Here is a 14,456-nt window from a genome sequence, read left to right on the forward strand (position 1 = left end):
TCATGACCGTGACCAACCGCATTTCCTTCCAGGGCGATTACGGCGCCAATTCCGACATGGCCTGCCGCGACATGTTTCCGAACATGGAGCCGCTGCCCTGCCCGACTTTCGAGGACGCGTTCAACGCGCTGGAAAACGGCGAGGCCGATCTGGCAATGATCCCGATCGAAAACACGCTTGCCGGCCGCGTGGCCGACATTCACCACCTGCTACCGGAATCGCGGCTCAACATCATCGGCGAATATTTTATGCCGATCCGCTTTCAGCTGATGGTGATGCCGGGCGTGCAACGCGACGAGATTCGCACCGTGCACAGCCATATCCATGCGCTCGGACAGTGCCGAAAGATCATCCGCAGCAATGGCTGGAAGGCCGTGGTTGCCGGTGACACGGCGGGGGCCGCCAAGCTGGTTTCGGAGCAAGGCGACCGCTCGATGGCGGCGCTTGCGCCGCGACTGGCGGCCGACCTCTACGGGCTGGATATTCTGGCGGAGAATGTCGAGGATTCGGAAAACAACGTGACGCGGTTTGTCATCCTGTCGCGTGACGAAGCCTGGGCAACACGTGAGGACGTGGCGGAGGTGATCGTCACCACTTTCGTCTTCAACGTGCGCAACATTCCGGCAGCGCTCTACAAGGCGCTGGGCGGTTTTGCCACCAACGGCATCAACATGACCAAGCTGGAAAGCTACCAGATCGGCGGCAAGTTCATTGCCACGCAGTTTTATGCGGATGTGCAGGGACATCCCGACGATCCGGCTCTGCGCCGCGCGCTGGAGGAACTGCGGTTCTTTTCGGAGAAGGTGCGCATTCTCGGCGTCTACAAGGGCCATGCGATGCGCGGCACGCTGTAACGGCGTCCTATCGATTGTCTTTAAGGTGATGGTCTTTTTAAAAGTCGCCTTCTTGGCTTGATGACAAGGTCAGAAACCTAACCATCGTCATCCTCGGGCTTGTCCCGAGGATCTGCAACGGCTTGATATCATTGATGTGGTTAGATCCTAGGGACAAGCCCTAGGATGACGAGCTCAATGATTGCCAATACTGTCAGCACTCTGACAAGGCGGCGTTTTCGAACGCCGCCCTCTTTCGTTTCATGCGTGATCAAGCTCTGGCATAGACGCGCAGGCGGTGGCCGTCGGGATCGGTCACGGTGAATGTGTAACCGAAATCGGCGTTGACCGGGGTTTGCAGCACGCGCAGGCCGCGTTTTGTCCAATCCGCATAGATGCGATCGACATCCGCGGCAGCATTGACGCGAAAGCCGATTTCCGAACCACCGCTTTCGCCCGTGACCGTCGGCAATGCCGTGTGGCGGGACCACAGGCCAAGCTTCATACCAGTCGACAAGACGAACATCGAGAAAGTGGGAACATTTTCGACCGGCTCTGCGCCAAGCAGGTCACGGTAAAAAGCGGTGCTGGCGGCCGTGTTGTCGACGTAGAGGATGACAAAATCGGGGTGGTTCATCTCAGTGCTCCTTGGTTGGGACTGAGCGGACCTTATGGGCACCTGCGTCAAATTCTGTCAGCAGCAACTTCAGTGAGGCGCAGGAATACCCTGATCCTCGCGCCACGCCTTCAACAGGACCGAGCGCCGCCGAGGATATCGCTTTTCCGTCGAGATGGCGGAAGCGATGCGGTCGGTGCGGAAATGGCGAAACCCTTGCCGCATCTCGCACCACGCGATCATGATGCGGATACTGTCGAAAAAGCCGAGCGCGAAGGGCCAGACACGACGCTGCGTCAGCGCGCCTTTTTCATCCTCATAGGCGAGTTCGAGAATATGTTCCGCGCGGATCGACTTGCGGATCAGCACCAGATCGGACTTGTCGTCCGGACGACGCGGGCCGGCGACCAGCAGGGTGGATTCGTCGATTTCCGCCCTGAGTTCAGACGGCAGCACGGCGGCAATTTTTTCCAGGGCATCAACGGCGCCGGCAGCAAGGCGGACATCTGCCATTTTCGCCACCCAGCGGGAGCCAAGCACCAATGCCTCAATTTCTTCCGGCGAAAACATCATCGGCGGCAGCATGAAGCCGGGTTTCAGCACATAGCCAAGACCCGCCTCGCCTTCGATTAGAGCACCTTGCGCCTGCAGGCTGGCGATATCGCGGTAGAGCGTGCGCAGGCTGACGCCGGTTTCCTGCGCCAAAATCTTGCCGCTGACGGGCTGGCGGTAACGCCGCAGCACCTGCAGAAGTGTCAGCAGGCGTTCCGAACGGGCAACCGTCACGGCTGCGGCCAGTCGATCCAGTCGCGCATCAGCCGGTAGGCGATGGCGCCCGGATGCGGGGCGAAAAACTGGCTATCCGGCCCGGCATCGAGCATTTGCGTCACCTCGGCGCGGGTGAACCAGCGCACGTCCGACATTTCCTGAGGATCGATCTTGATTTCAGACGAGGTCGCCTCGGCATAACAGCCGATCATCAGCGTGTGCGGCATCGGCCATGGCTGCGAGGCGTGGTAGCGCACGCGGCCGGTTTCGATGCCGGCCTCCTCGAATGTTTCGCGGCGCACGGCGTGCTCCATCGTTTCGCCCGGTTCGACAAAACCGGCAAGGCAGGAATACATGCCCTCCTGAAAATGATGGCTGCGGCCAAGCAGGCAGATATCCTTTTCCACATCCACGGTCAGCATGATGACGACCGGATCGGTGCGCGGGAACATCATGTGGTCACAAGATGTGCAAACGCGTTTGTAGCCGCCGATTTTCGGCTCCGTGGCCGCGCCGCACTTACCGCAGAAACGGTTGGCGGCATTCCAGGCCATCAGGCTGACGGCCTGCGCCACCTCGCCTAAAATTTCGCCTTCCAGCAGCGCGTCGCGATAAAGAGCGCGGGCATCGGCCGGCTTGAAATGGCTGGCGAGCTCATCGTCTGGGATGCCGACCGGGACCGCGATGCGCGGCTCGCCGTTTTCCTTGTAGCCGAGCAGAATGGCGTGATCGAAATCCGGCTGCAGGTCGGACAGTTCATAGGCCGAAAACAGCGGATCGAGAACACGATCATCGTGCTTCAGGATGAGCTTGTTGCCGGAAAAGGCAAAGATATGCGTGCCTTCGATGGCGAGCGCCTTTTCGATACAATCCTCGCCCCGGTATTCGGCCTGCCGGTCGAGCATGTTGCCGGCAAAGGCCGTCATGCTGCTCGGTTCGGGATGAGGGGCGTCGGTATCGAAAAGCGTTTTCGTCATGTGACATTTCACCGGGTCATGTGTGAACGGATCAGAGCGCTTGGCTGAGCGCCTTGATGAATTGCTGCATTTCGGCCTCGCTGCGCGGCTGCGACGTGCCAAAACCCCAGATCGGGCCGGGCCAGTTCGGATCGCCTTCGGAACGCGCGACGATATGGACATGGAGTTGGCTGACGATGTTTCCAAGCGCGCCGACATTGATCTTTTTTGCGCCCGTAACCGTCTTCAGGGCTGATGCGACCATGTTGGTTTCGAAGGTCAGCATGGCCTGATCGAGTGGCGTGAGATCAAACGGTTCGGTGACGCCGGCGCGCTGCGGCACCAACATGACCCAGGGCCAGCGGCCGTCTTTCATGACGCGCAGCTGGCACAGCCCGGTGACCGTGACCAGCACAGTATCGCGCGCAAGGCGCTCGTCGAGTTCGAAGGCTGCCAAGGGTTTTCCTCCCGTATCCAAGTCTTTTTCTGAGGGCGGCGCATGACCGCCACTAGTTTTTTACAGGGTTGGCTTGCATTTGCCAGCGATATTGACGATATGAGCGGTGGGAGGTTGGTGGTGGACGAGCCACTCGCCAACCGGGTCAGGTCCGGAAGGAAGCAGCCCTAACGAGCCAGGCACGGGTCGCCGTGCCAGCCTCCCACCCTCTCATCTTGGCCAGCGTCCGGTCCGGTCAAGAACCTTGCGGCCGGAATGGCCCGTAAGCTGGCAGGATTTATATGAGCGATACCGGCACCCCATCGACGACCAATTCGAGCACCGGCAGCGGTTACCGGGTGCTGGCGCGAAAATATCGCCCCAAGGATTTTTCCGACCTCATGGTCGGGCAGGAACCGATGGTTCGCACGCTGACCAATGCGTTCGAGACCGGCCGTATTGCCCAGGCCTACATGCTGACCGGCGTACGCGGAGTGGGCAAAACCACCACCGCCCGCATTCTGGCGCGTGGCCTGAACTACAAGACCGCCGAGATGGATCGCCCGACCATCGACCTGCGTGAACCCGGCGAACATTGCCAGGCGATCATGGAAGGCCGCCATGTCGACGTGATCGAGATGGACGCCGCCTCGCATACGGGTATCGATGATATTCGCGAGATCATCGAGCAGGTGCGCTACCGCCCGGTTTCGGCGCGCTACAAAGTCTACATCATCGACGAAGTGCACATGCTGTCTACTCAGGCCTTCAACGGCCTGTTGAAGACGCTCGAAGAGCCGCCGGAACATGTGAAATTCATTTTTGCGACGACGGAAATCAGAAAAGTTCCGATCACCGTTCTTTCGCGCTGCCAGCGTTTCGACCTGCGCCGCATCAGTGCCGCCGATCTGGTCGGCCTGTTTGGCACGATTGCGCAGAAGGAAGGCATTACCGCCGAGCCGGAAGCGCTGGCCATGATCGCCCGTGCCGCCGAAGGCTCTGCACGCGACGGTCTTTCACTGCTCGATCAGGCGATTGCCCATGGCGGCGGCAGCGTGCATGCCGATACCGTGCGTGGAATGCTTGGCTTGGCCGACCGCGCCCGCATCGTCGACCTTTTTGGCCATGTGGTGGCCGGCGATGTGACAGCGGTACTGTCCGAATTCACCGCACAATACGAGGCTGGCGCCAACCCGGTGGTGGTGCTGACGGATCTTGCCGACTTCACCCATCTGGTTACCCGTTTCAAATATATTCCCGATGCCGCCAACGATCCTTCGCTGAGCGAAGTGGAGCGCACACGCGGGCCTGAATATGCGCAGTCGGTGGCTGTGAGCACGCTCTCGCGCATCTGGCAGATGCTGCTGAAGGGTATCCCGGAAGCAGAAAATTCCTCACGCCCTGCCGGTGCCGCCGAAATGGTGCTGATCCGTCTGACGCATGCGGCCCATCTTCCTTCGCCGGAAGAAGCAGCAAGACGGATGCTGGATATCGCCAATGGCGGTGGTGAAGGTGTCGCTCCGCGTGGTGCGCCGAATGGCGGCGGCGGTGGATCGCAGGCTATGCAGTCTGCGCCAATGACCAGTGCGCGTGCGATCGGCATGCCGCAAGGCATTAGCGGCAATGGCGCGACGGCGCGCCTGCATTCCGTGCCGATGCCGGACCGTCAGGAAATGCCGGTTGGCCGCATCGAACCGCAGCCGGCAGAAAAAGCTGCGCCGCAGGTATCGGTCAATTCTCTCAACGACATTGTCGATCTGTGCGTGAAACACCGCGACGCCAAGCTGAAAGCGCTGGTGCGCAATTTCGTGCGTCTGGTGAAGGTTGAGCCCGGCCGGCTGGATATGCGCCTGACCGAAGGCGGCCCTGCCTCGCTTCCGGGCGAACTCGGCGTCAAGCTGAAGGAATGGACCGGCATCCACTGGATCATCTCGCTTAGCCGCGAAGAGGGTTCGGCCACACTGGTCGAGATCGATAACAAGGCGCGTGAGACGCGGCTGGTCGATGCCCGTACCGACCCGGATATCATGGCCATTCTCGGCCAGTTTCCGGGTGCCAAGGTTATCGACGTGCGCATTCGCGTCGACGACACATCCGACGACGACGAGACCGCGGCCCCACCGGCCGTGATCGAAACCGCCGAAGGCGATATTCTGCCCGGCGACGACATCGACACCGATCAATAAGGAAAAATACGATGCGTGACATCATGGGCATGATGGGCAAGGTCAAGGAAATGCAGGCCAAGATGGAGAAGATGCAGGCGGATATCGCCCTTCTCGAAGTCGAAGGCACATCGGGTGGCGGCCTCGTGACCGTACGCCTGAACGGCAAGGGCGAAATGCTCGGCGTGAAGATCGACCCGTCGCTGTTCAAGGAAGACGACGTAGAGATCCTTGAGGATCTGATCATCGCCGCCCACAAGGATGCCAAGGACAAGGCCGATGCCACGACCGCGGAAAAGACCCGCGAACTGACCGCAGGTCTGCCGATCCCTCCGGGCATGAAGTTCCCGTTCTGATTTTTGATGGGATCGGGCGCATCGCATCCGATGCGCCCGATTTTTTCTCTGCCGGAGGAGCGCGGCCGTGACATTCACATCCATTCTGGTTTTCGCAGCAACCCTTTTCGTAGCCGCCGGCTCACCGGGCCCAAGCATTGCCGCACTGGTGGCACGCGTGCTTTCCAAGGGCTGGCGCAACGTTCTGCCGTTCATTGCCGCGATGTGGGTGGGCGAGGCGATCTGGCTGTCGCTGGCGGTGGCCGGCCTTGCAGCAGTCGCGGAAAGCTTTCAACCGGTCTTCGTGGCGATCAAGTGGATCGGCGTCGCCTATCTTCTCTATCTGGCCTGGAGAATGTGGACTGCGCCCGCGACCGTTGGCGGTGAAGATCTACCGGAGAGCCGGTCCGGAATGAAAATGTTTCTGGCCGGACTGACAGTGACGCTTGGCAATCCGAAAATCATGATCTTTTATGTGGCGCTGCTGCCTTCGATCATCGACCTTGCCGGCGTGACGCTGATTGGCTGGGCGGAACTGGTGGCGGCGATGATTGTCGTTCTGGCAACGGTGGACGTCGCCTGGATGGCATTGGCGGCCAAGGCGCGACAGTTCCTGAAAAGCCCACGTGCGGTGAAGATCGCCAACCGCATTTCGGCCGGCACCATGGCGGGTGCTGCGGCAGCGATCGCGGCGCGCTAAAAATCCTTCGTCAGAAATTGTAACGCACGCCGACAACATTGGCGTTAGAGCCGCCATGCATGTCACCCAAGGTGCCCCATGCGCCGGAGCGGTGATGCAGCCGCCAGAATAGCTCGACATCGGGACGGGAGACTGTGCTAAAGCTGATCTCCGGACCGAGATAAAACAGCGTGCCGGCATTGCCGTCACGCTCTTCCTCATTCCTGCGCTCGCGGCCATTCATGGTTTTCGTCACATGGCTGAGGCCGAAGGTGAAGGATGGCACGATGCGCACGGTATTCGCGATTTCGATGCCTTCGTAACGACCGACGACACCGCCCCAGATTTCGGCATTGGTATTGCCGCCGAACCGTCCTGCAAGGCCGGCTTCGACACCAAGTTTCACGGCGCCGATCTCGTATGGAAAAATCTGGTATCCAATGCCGAAAAGCGGGTGACCTTCATAACCGACCCCGAACGGATTGGCCGATTGGGCCATGTCTCCATCCGTCATGCCACCGCCGAAAAGGAAAACCGACTGGTCATGCGTGATCTCGTCCGTTTCCTGGGCGACGGTATCGACCGCGCCGCCAAGCGGAAAGCCCAGCCCACCGAGCAGGATCACGAAGGGAAAGCGTCTCAAAACACTCATACAAAGCTCCGCATGACCATCACCCAAGCGGTATAGGGCGCAAAACCAATCGCATCATATCACCAAACATCACGGATTGGTGATATTCCTTCCCAGATGCCTCATCGCTGGTCTTTATGCCCGCTTTGCAGCTCCATCCGTTTAGGAGGACAGGTGCCGATGAATCGGCTACAAGCGGCGCATGGCAAAACGCGTGACCGGTCCCGAAATCGAAAAACTCATCCAGCTTCTGGCGAAAGTGCCGGGACTTGGGCCCCGCTCCGCCCGACGGGCGGCACTTCACCTGATCAAGAAGAAGGACCAGTTGCTGGGTCCGCTGGGGTCTGCCATGGGCGAGGCCTATGACAAGGTCAAAGTCTGCTCACACTGCGGCAATGTCGATACGATCGATCCCTGCACCGTATGCACCGACGACCGCCGGGACCAGTCGGTCATCATCGTCGTCGAGGACGTGTCAGACCTCTGGGCGCTGGAGCGGGCTGGCGTGATGAATGCCGCCTATCACGTGCTGGGCGGCACCCTTTCGCCGCTCGATGGTGTCGGACCGGATGACCTCAACATCAAGGGGTTGATCGACCGGGTGAGCGAAGGCGGCGTCAAGGAAATCATCATTGCCGTGAACGCCACCGTCGAGGGACAGACGACGGCGCATTACATTACCGACCGGCTGGCCGATCTAGGCGTTGCCATCACCCGTCTGGCGCATGGGGTGCCAGTGGGCGGTGAGCTTGATTATCTTGATGAAGGTACGCTGAGTGCAGCACTTCGGGCACGTACAGCGATCTGAGGAGGAGCTTATGAAAAAGAAACTGGCCGCAGTGCTGGCCTGCGCTCTCGCTTTTCTTCCCCTCCCCGCGCTCGCCCAGAACAAGCCGGATGTTGAAAAACAGTTCCAGCGATGGATCGCTGGCGATCTTTCCGCTGAGGCCAAGAAGGCCGGCGTTTCGGAGCGTACGATCAAGGCAGCTTTTGATGGTGTTTCGCTGAACTGGGATCTGCCGGATCTCGTGCCGCCGGGCAGCAAGCTGCCGAAAAAACAGGACCAGAGCCAAGCGGAATTTTCTTCTCCCGGCGCCTACTTCAACGAAAAACGCCTGCAGGGGCTGGCGACGACCGGCCGAGCGTTGGCCAGCACCTATGGTTCTACGCTGAAGAAGATCGAGGCGGCCTATGGCGTGCCCGGCGAGGTGATTGTTGCCATCTGGGGCCGGGAATCTGGTTTCGGCAAGGCGCGCATGCCCTATTCTGCCGTGCAGGTTCTGGCGACAAAGGCCTTCATGTCCACCCGCAAGGACATGTTTCGTGAAGAACTGATTGCTGCCTTGCAGATGATCCAGCGCGGTGACGTCAGTGCTGCGACCATGAAGGGTTCATGGGCCGGCGCACTTGGCCAACCGCAGTTCATGCCGACCAGCTATATGAAATATGCCGTCGATTTCGATGGGGATGGCCGTGCCGATATCTGGAACTCGGTGCCGGACGCACTCGCCTCGATCGGCCATTACCTGCAAAAGGAAGGCTGGCAGCGCAGCCGTGACTGGGGCTTTGAAGTCAGCCTTCCGCAAAACGTCTCCTGTGCGCAGGAAGGGCCGGATCTGGCCAAGCCGGTTTCCGCCTGGGCAGCCACGGGCATCACGCGCGTTTCCGGCAAGGCCTTTCCATCTGCCGATCTGAAGGCCGATGGCATGATGCTGGTGCCGGCCGGGCGCGGCGGGCCGGAATTTCTGGTGACGCCGAATTTCTACGTCATCAAGGAATATAACAACTCCGACCTCTATGCGCTGTTCATCGGCAATCTAGCCGACCGCATCGCCTATGGCGCGGGGCCGTTTCAGGCTCAATGGGGCGATGTCGGCAAGATGCTGCGCTCTGATGTGCTCGCCATGCAGAAGGCGCTGGTGGCCAAAGGTTATGATGTCGGCAATGTCGATGGATTGCCGGGCTTCAAAACCCGCCGCTCGCTGGGTGACTGGCAGGCGAAAAGCGGGTTGGCGCAGACCTGCTATCCGGATGCCTCGCTGAAGGGCAAGTTGCGGTAGGTCGAACGCCCGGCACTCCCTGCCTCAATGCTGCAAATCGATCGGTGCCTTGTGAAAAATATCGTCGCGCGGCGGGATGGCCTGACGTTCGATCATGCGGTGAACGCGCGGGCCAACCTCGCCGACATGCAGTTCGCGGATACGCTTCCAGACATCGGCATCCGCCTGGGTGCGGCGCTGGTTGTGGCGCACGTAGTCCGCCCATGTGGCGGTGTGATAAGTTTCCGTCCAGATATCCGGGTTTTCCAGATCGCGCATCAATGTCCATTGGCGGGCGCCATCGCGGATGCGGATGCGGCGGCGCTGCGACATCAGTTCAAGGAATTCGGCCACATCCTTTTCGCCGATCGTATAATCGATCAGCAGCACGATCGGGCCGCTTCGGGCCTTCAGGTCGAGGCGCAGTGACGGCTCGTTGAACGTGCCCAGCGGATCGAGATTGAGGCTTTCGAACTGCGGCAGGCGCATGCGCAGACCGATGACGATGCCAAGAGCCATGACGGTGGCGGAACAGAGGAAGGCGACGGGTGCGCCGTGGTTTTCGGCAACCAGACCCCACATCCAGCTGCCACCCGCCATGCCGCCGAAAACGGCCGTCTGGTACAGCGACAGGGCGCGACCGACGACCCAGCGCGGCGTCGACATCTGCACCGTGACGTTGAACAGCGACAGCGCCATGACCCAACAGGCGCCGGGAATGAGCATGACAGCCGTGGTGACCCAAGCATTGGTGCTGAACGCGGTGACAACGGCGCTGATGGCAAAGCCGCAGAAAGACATGCGGACGATGGTTTCCGAGGTAAATTTTTCACGCAAGCCCGCATTGGCAAAGGCGCCGCCGATGGCGCCGATGCCGAAAGCGCCGAGCATGATGCCGTAGGTGAGCGGACCGCCGGAGACGAGATCACGCGCGACGATCGGCAGGAGGGCGAGAATGATGCTGGTGGAAATGCCGAAGATGAAGGAGCGGAACATCACATTGAGGATGTTCGGCGACATGGCGACATAACCTATGCCGGCGGAGATGGCACGCAGCATGGTTTCGCGCGGCAGTTTTGTCTTGATATATTGTGGGCGCCAGCGGGCCAGTGCGTAGATCAGCGCGAAATAGCTGATCGTGTTGGCGGCGAAGGCGGCCGCCGCCCCGGCCCCCGCCACGATGGCGCCACCGATAGCCGGACCGACGCTACGGGTGATGTTGAAACCGACGCTGTTGAGTGTAACGGCGGCCGGTAGCACCTCGCGCGGCACCATGTCGCCGACCGAGGCCTGCCAGGACGGATTATTGAGCGCTACACCGCAGCCGATCAGGAAGGTGAAGGTCAGGAGAGACCACGGCGTCAAAACGTCGAGATAGGCGCAGAGCGTCAGCAGCGAGGACACGATCAGCATGAAGATCTGGGCGGTCAGCATGATGCCGCGGCGATTGTAATTGTCGGCCAAGGCGCCCGAGATCAGCGAGAACAGCATGATCGGCAGCGTCGTTGACGACTGCACCAGCGCCACCATGTCCTGCGAAGTGGTGATCGAGGTCATCATCCAGGCGGCACCCACCGCCTGGATCAGCCCGCCGAGATTGGAGGAGATGCTGGCGAACCAGACCGTGCGAAATGTCTGGTGGCTGAAAGGCGCGAGAGGCGACACCCGATCGGGCACTGTGCTGTTCCTGAATGATTCTTGTTGATCCCTAACCTAGAGACATGGCTCATGAGGGCAAGCTGAAAGAGGGGTCGATGCCGATATGGTTTAGGCGAGGCTAAACCGCTGATCGTACAACCCTTGCAATCCTGCGGCTTGAGGCGTATATAGCCTTTAAATTCTTGATCGTCTGATGAAGGGTGGGCCCGCAAGGACCCGCTCTTTTTTATTAGCCGGTCGCGGGAGAAGCATCGCACTCAAGCGATAAAACGCCGGATAAAACATGCAGCCAACCGAACTGGAGCCACGTCTCATCGTCGAGACAGGCCTTGACCTCAGGATCGCAGAAATCATTGAGCCCACGCTGATCGGCATGGGTTTCCGCCTGGTGCGCGTCCGCATGATGAACCAGAACGGCATGACGCTGCAGATCATGGCCGAGCGCGAAGACGGCACGATGGATGTCGAAGGCTGCGAAGCCGTGTCCACCGCGATTTCGCCGGTTCTCGATGTGGAAGATCCCATCGACAAGGAGTATCATCTGGAAGTGTCGTCGCCGGGCATTGATCGCCCCATGGTGCGCAAGTCCGATTTCGCGCGTTGGGCCGGCCATCTCATCAAGCTGGAGACCTCGATCCTGGTCGACGGCAAGAAGCGTTTCCGCGGCAAGATCGGCGAGACCAACGAAGACGGTTTTGTGCTTGAGCGCGACCAGGTGGCTGCCGGCGAAGAGCCGCATGTGACCATTCCGTTCTCGGCGCTGGCCGAAGGCAAGCTGATCCTGACGGACGACCTGATCCGCGACGCGCTGAAGGCCGACAAGCTTGCCAAGCAGGCGGCCAACCAGAACGACGACGCAGACGAACAAGACGCAGAATAACAAATGAAACCCTGCCTAACGGCAGTCAGCATTTCGACCTACGGAGACCAACGACTATGGCAGTGAGTGCGAACCGGCTTGAACTTCTGCAGATCGCAGATGCAGTTGCGCGCGAAAAGGTCATCGACCGGGAAATCGTTCTGGCCGCCATGGCCGACGCGATCCAGAAGGCCGCACGTTCGCGTTACGGCTCTGAGACCAATATTCGCGCCGACATCAACTCGAAGACCGGCGAAATCCGCCTTCAGCGTCTTCTCGAAGTGGTCGAAGTTGCCGAAGACTACGGCACGCAGATCCCGCTGGAACTGGCGCGCGACCGCAATGTCGACGCCAAGCTCGGCGACTTCATTGCCGATCCGCTGCCGCCGATGGATTTTGGCCGTATCGCCGCGCAGTCGGCCAAGCAGGTCATCGTGCAGAAGGTGCGCGAAGCCGAGCGTGACCGCCAGTTCGATGAGTTCAAGGACCGTATGGGCGAAATCGTCAACGGTACCGTCAAGCGCGTCGAATACGGCAACGTCATCGTCGATCTCGGCCGTGGCGAAGGCATCATCCGTCGCGATGAGATGATCCCGCGCGAAAACATGCGGTACGGCGACCGCGTTCGTGCCTACGTCTACGACGTGCGCCGCGAACAGCGTGGCCCGCAGATTTTCCTGTCGCGTACGCATCCGCAGTTCATGGTAAAACTCTTCACCATGGAAGTGCCGGAAATCTACGACGGCATCATCCAGATCAAGTCGGTTGCCCGTGACCCCGGTTCGCGTGCCAAGATCGCTGTTATCTCCAACGACAGCTCGATCGATCCGGTCGGCGCCTGCGTCGGTATGCGTGGTTCGCGCGTTCAGGCGGTTGTCGGCGAGCTTCAGGGCGAAAAGATCGACATCATTCCGTGGAGCCAGGATCCGGCTTCCTTCATCGTCAACGCCCTGCAGCCGGCTGAAGTCGCCAAGGTCGTTCTCGACGAGGATGCAGAACGCATCGAAGTGGTTGTTCCGGACGAGCAGTTGTCGCTGGCCATCGGCCGTCGCGGCCAGAACGTCCGCCTCGCATCGCAGCTGACCGGCTGGGATATCGACATCATGACGGAAGCCGAAGAGTCGGAACGCCGTCAGAAGGAATTCAACGAGCGCACCAACCTGTTCATGGAAGCCCTCGACGTCGACGAAATGGTCGGCCAGGTGCTTGCTTCGGAAGGTTTTGCCGCCGTTGAGGAACTGGCTTACGTCGAACTCGATGAAATCGCCTCGATCGACGGTTTCGACGAAGACACCGCCAACGAAATCCAGACCCGCGCCAAGGAATTCCTGGAGCGCATCGAGGCCGAAAACGATGCCAAGCGCGTTTCGCTCGGCGTTCTGGACGAGCTGAAGCAGATCGACGGCCTGACGGCCCAGATGCTGGTCGCTCTCGGCGAAGAAGGCATCAAGACGGTTGAAGACTTTGCCGGCTGCGCAGCCGACGATCTTGTCGGCTGGTCGGAGCGCAAGAACAACGAGACCAAGAAATTCGAGGGCACGTTCTCGAAGTTCGACGTTTCGCGTGTCGAAGCCGAAAACATGATCGTGCAGGCCCGTCTTCTGGCCGGCTGGATCACCGAGGCTGACCTTGCAACGGCCGAAGAAGACGTTGCCGAGACCTCGGAGGAGGCGGAAGCCGCTGAACAGGAATGATTGCCGAGGCTTCTGCCAACGGTGATCACGAAGATCAGGATGCGGACGAAGTTTTCAACGACCGCACCTGCATCGTGACGCGCGAGGCCGGATCGCCGGAGACGCTGATCCGCTTCGTGGCCGGCCCTGACGGGACGGTGGTTCCTGACCTGAAACGCCAGCTGCCGGGTCGCGGCTGCTGGGTGAAGGCGGAACGGGCTCTGGTCGAAAAGGCCATCGCTCGCAAGATTTTTGCACGCGCCCTCAAGAACAAGGAGGTGCGTGCAGAGCCGGAACTCGGCGCTCTGGTGGACCAGCTTCTGGTCGTTCAGGTTGCCGGCATGATGAACCTGGCCCGCAAGGCCGGGCAATTCATCTCCGGCGCGACGAAAGTGGATGCCGCTGTCCGCTCGGGCGAGGCTCTGGCCGTGTTTCACGCGTCGGATGCCGCCGCGGACGGCAAACGCAAGATCGACCAGGCCCGTAAGGCCTGGCGGCTCGGTAACGACCTGGAGGAGGAGATTCCTTCCTTCGCGTTGTTCACCGCGGCCGAAATGGACGAACTGATGGGCCAGAATGCTTTTATCCATGCCGTGGCGCTTGCAGGCCAGGCAGGTGAAGGTGTAGTGAAGCGCGCAACCATGCTCGAAACGTACCGTCATAACGGTCCTTCCGGAGCAAATGGCGGCGCTGGCCGGTCAGAGACATGACACGGTTACCGGCAAAAGCCGGCCGCCGCATTGAACGACGTGTATTGAAACACAGGGTCTGATGTTCCTCATCCGGTCCTGTGCGAAGGAACAGGAA

The 14,456-nt window shown here is 60.3% G+C and carries 15 protein-coding genes and 1 other RNA gene; 10 read left to right on the forward strand and 6 right to left on the reverse strand.

Features of this window, described 5'->3' with window-relative positions; genetic code table 11:
• Positions 1 to 2 precede the first annotated feature (2 nt).
• Positions 3 to 854 (forward strand): prephenate dehydratase, encoded by an 852-nt coding sequence (locus GAO09_RS02515; protein ID WP_153352461.1) that lies wholly within the window; start codon positions 3 to 5, stop codon positions 852 to 854.
• Positions 855 to 1,104: 250 nt separating this feature from the next.
• Here the strand turns inward: GAO09_RS02515 and GAO09_RS02520 are convergent, their stop codons facing one another.
• The 4 genes from GAO09_RS02520 to GAO09_RS02535 all read right to left on the reverse strand — a co-directional run bounded on the left by GAO09_RS02520 (position 1,105) and on the right by GAO09_RS02535 (position 3,630).
• Positions 1,105 to 1,470 carry a VOC family protein gene (locus GAO09_RS02520; RefSeq protein ID WP_153352462.1) on the reverse strand — a complete coding sequence of 122 codons (366 nt, stop codon included), beginning with the start codon at positions 1,468 to 1,470 and terminating at the stop codon, positions 1,105 to 1,107.
• A 69-nt stretch (positions 1,471 to 1,539) separates the two neighbouring features.
• Positions 1,540 to 2,235 carry a helix-turn-helix transcriptional regulator gene (locus GAO09_RS02525; RefSeq protein ID WP_324184968.1) on the reverse strand — a complete coding sequence of 232 codons (696 nt, stop codon included), beginning with the start codon at positions 2,233 to 2,235 and terminating at the stop codon, positions 1,540 to 1,542.
• Positions 2,232 to 3,194, reverse strand: a complete 963-nt coding sequence (gene nudC, locus GAO09_RS02530) for an NAD(+) diphosphatase (RefSeq protein ID WP_153352464.1) — start codon at positions 3,192 to 3,194, stop codon at positions 2,232 to 2,234. Before nudC ends, GAO09_RS02525 begins: the two co-directional genes overlap by 4 nt.
• Before the next feature lie 31 nt (positions 3,195 to 3,225).
• A complete protein-coding gene (locus tag GAO09_RS02535; protein WP_153352465.1) occupies positions 3,226 to 3,630 on the reverse strand; it encodes an HIT domain-containing protein in 405 nt (134 codons plus the stop codon).
• 109 nt (positions 3,631 to 3,739) lie between these two features.
• On the opposite strand from GAO09_RS02535, the gene ffs reads away from it, so the two are divergent.
• From ffs to GAO09_RS02555, 4 genes are all read left to right on the forward strand, one after another.
• Positions 3,740 to 3,836: signal recognition particle sRNA small type (gene ffs / locus GAO09_RS02540), an RNA gene on the forward strand.
• Positions 3,837 to 3,911: 75 nt separating this feature from the next.
• Positions 3,912 to 5,795 carry a DNA polymerase III subunit gamma/tau gene (locus GAO09_RS02545; protein ID WP_153352466.1) on the forward strand — a complete coding sequence of 628 codons (1,884 nt, stop codon included), beginning with the start codon at positions 3,912 to 3,914 and terminating at the stop codon, positions 5,793 to 5,795.
• An 11-nt stretch (positions 5,796 to 5,806) separates the two neighbouring features.
• Positions 5,807 to 6,130: a YbaB/EbfC family nucleoid-associated protein gene (locus GAO09_RS02550; RefSeq protein WP_153352467.1), complete on the forward strand. Its 324-nt coding sequence runs from the start codon at positions 5,807 to 5,809 to the stop codon at positions 6,128 to 6,130.
• Between the two features lie 67 nt (positions 6,131 to 6,197).
• Positions 6,198 to 6,809, forward strand: a complete 612-nt coding sequence (locus GAO09_RS02555; RefSeq protein WP_324184969.1) for a LysE family translocator — start codon at positions 6,198 to 6,200, stop codon at positions 6,807 to 6,809.
• Between the two features lie 10 nt (positions 6,810 to 6,819).
• Here GAO09_RS02555 and GAO09_RS02560 read toward each other — a convergent pair whose 3' ends face one another.
• Positions 6,820 to 7,440, reverse strand: coding sequence for a hypothetical protein (locus tag GAO09_RS02560; RefSeq protein ID WP_209018576.1), 621 nt, complete (start codon positions 7,438 to 7,440; stop codon positions 6,820 to 6,822).
• A gap of 181 nt (positions 7,441 to 7,621) precedes the next feature.
• Here GAO09_RS02560 and recR point away from each other — a divergent pair, with 181 nt between their 5' ends.
• Together recR and GAO09_RS02570 are read left to right on the forward strand one after the other, a co-directional pair.
• Positions 7,622 to 8,227, forward strand: coding sequence for a recombination mediator RecR (gene recR / locus GAO09_RS02565; RefSeq protein ID WP_153352468.1), 606 nt, complete (start codon positions 7,622 to 7,624; stop codon positions 8,225 to 8,227).
• A gap of 10 nt (positions 8,228 to 8,237) precedes the next feature.
• Positions 8,238 to 9,479, forward strand: a complete 1,242-nt coding sequence (locus GAO09_RS02570; protein ID WP_153352469.1) for a lytic murein transglycosylase — start codon at positions 8,238 to 8,240, stop codon at positions 9,477 to 9,479.
• 24 nt (positions 9,480 to 9,503) lie between these two features.
• Here the strand turns inward: GAO09_RS02570 and GAO09_RS02575 are convergent, their stop codons facing one another.
• Positions 9,504 to 11,135 (reverse strand): MFS transporter, encoded by a 1,632-nt coding sequence (locus GAO09_RS02575; RefSeq protein ID WP_324184970.1) that lies wholly within the window; start codon positions 11,133 to 11,135, stop codon positions 9,504 to 9,506.
• 265 nt (positions 11,136 to 11,400) lie between these two features.
• On the opposite strand from GAO09_RS02575, the gene rimP reads away from it, so the two are divergent.
• Genes rimP through GAO09_RS02590 form a run of 3 tightly spaced genes read left to right on the forward strand, consistent with a single transcriptional unit; the run spans position 11,401 to position 14,359 of the window.
• Positions 11,401 to 11,997 carry a ribosome maturation factor RimP gene (rimP, locus tag GAO09_RS02580; protein WP_153352470.1) on the forward strand — a complete coding sequence of 199 codons (597 nt, stop codon included), beginning with the start codon at positions 11,401 to 11,403 and terminating at the stop codon, positions 11,995 to 11,997.
• 56 nt (positions 11,998 to 12,053) lie between these two features.
• Positions 12,054 to 13,670 carry a transcription termination factor NusA gene (nusA, locus tag GAO09_RS02585; protein ID WP_153352471.1) on the forward strand — a complete coding sequence of 539 codons (1,617 nt, stop codon included), beginning with the start codon at positions 12,054 to 12,056 and terminating at the stop codon, positions 13,668 to 13,670.
• Positions 13,667 to 14,359, forward strand: a complete 693-nt coding sequence (locus GAO09_RS02590) for an RNA-binding protein (protein ID WP_153352472.1) — start codon at positions 13,667 to 13,669, stop codon at positions 14,357 to 14,359. The genes nusA and GAO09_RS02590 overlap by 4 nt, the downstream gene beginning before the upstream one ends.
• Positions 14,360 to 14,456 lie beyond the last annotated feature (97 nt).

It is taken from the genome of Endobacterium cereale (assembly GCF_009617585.1).
Classification (GTDB): domain Bacteria; phylum Pseudomonadota; class Alphaproteobacteria; order Rhizobiales; family Rhizobiaceae; genus Neorhizobium; species Neorhizobium cereale.

Coding starts and splice junctions, on each gene's coding strand:
- nusA (WP_153352471.1), top strand. CDS start 12,054: ATGGCAGTGAGTGCGAACCGGCTTGAACTTCTGCAGATCGCAGATGCA.
- rimP (WP_153352470.1), top strand. CDS start 11,401: ATGCAGCCAACCGAACTGGAGCCACGTCTCATCGTCGAGACAGGCCTT.
- GAO09_RS02545 (WP_153352466.1), top strand. CDS start 3,912: ATGAGCGATACCGGCACCCCATCGACGACCAATTCGAGCACCGGCAGC.
- nudC (WP_153352464.1), bottom strand. CDS start 3,194: ATGACGAAAACGCTTTTCGATACCGACGCCCCTCATCCCGAACCGAGC.
- GAO09_RS02590 (WP_153352472.1), top strand. CDS start 13,667: ATGATTGCCGAGGCTTCTGCCAACGGTGATCACGAAGATCAGGATGCG.
- GAO09_RS02570 (WP_153352469.1), top strand. CDS start 8,238: ATGAAAAAGAAACTGGCCGCAGTGCTGGCCTGCGCTCTCGCTTTTCTT.
- recR (WP_153352468.1), top strand. CDS start 7,622: ATGGCAAAACGCGTGACCGGTCCCGAAATCGAAAAACTCATCCAGCTT.
- GAO09_RS02520 (WP_153352462.1), bottom strand. CDS start 1,470: ATGAACCACCCCGATTTTGTCATCCTCTACGTCGACAACACGGCCGCC.
- GAO09_RS02515 (WP_153352461.1), top strand. CDS start 3: ATGACCGTGACCAACCGCATTTCCTTCCAGGGCGATTACGGCGCCAAT.
- GAO09_RS02560 (WP_209018576.1), bottom strand. CDS start 7,440: ATGAGTGTTTTGAGACGCTTTCCCTTCGTGATCCTGCTCGGTGGGCTG.
- GAO09_RS02550 (WP_153352467.1), top strand. CDS start 5,807: ATGCGTGACATCATGGGCATGATGGGCAAGGTCAAGGAAATGCAGGCC.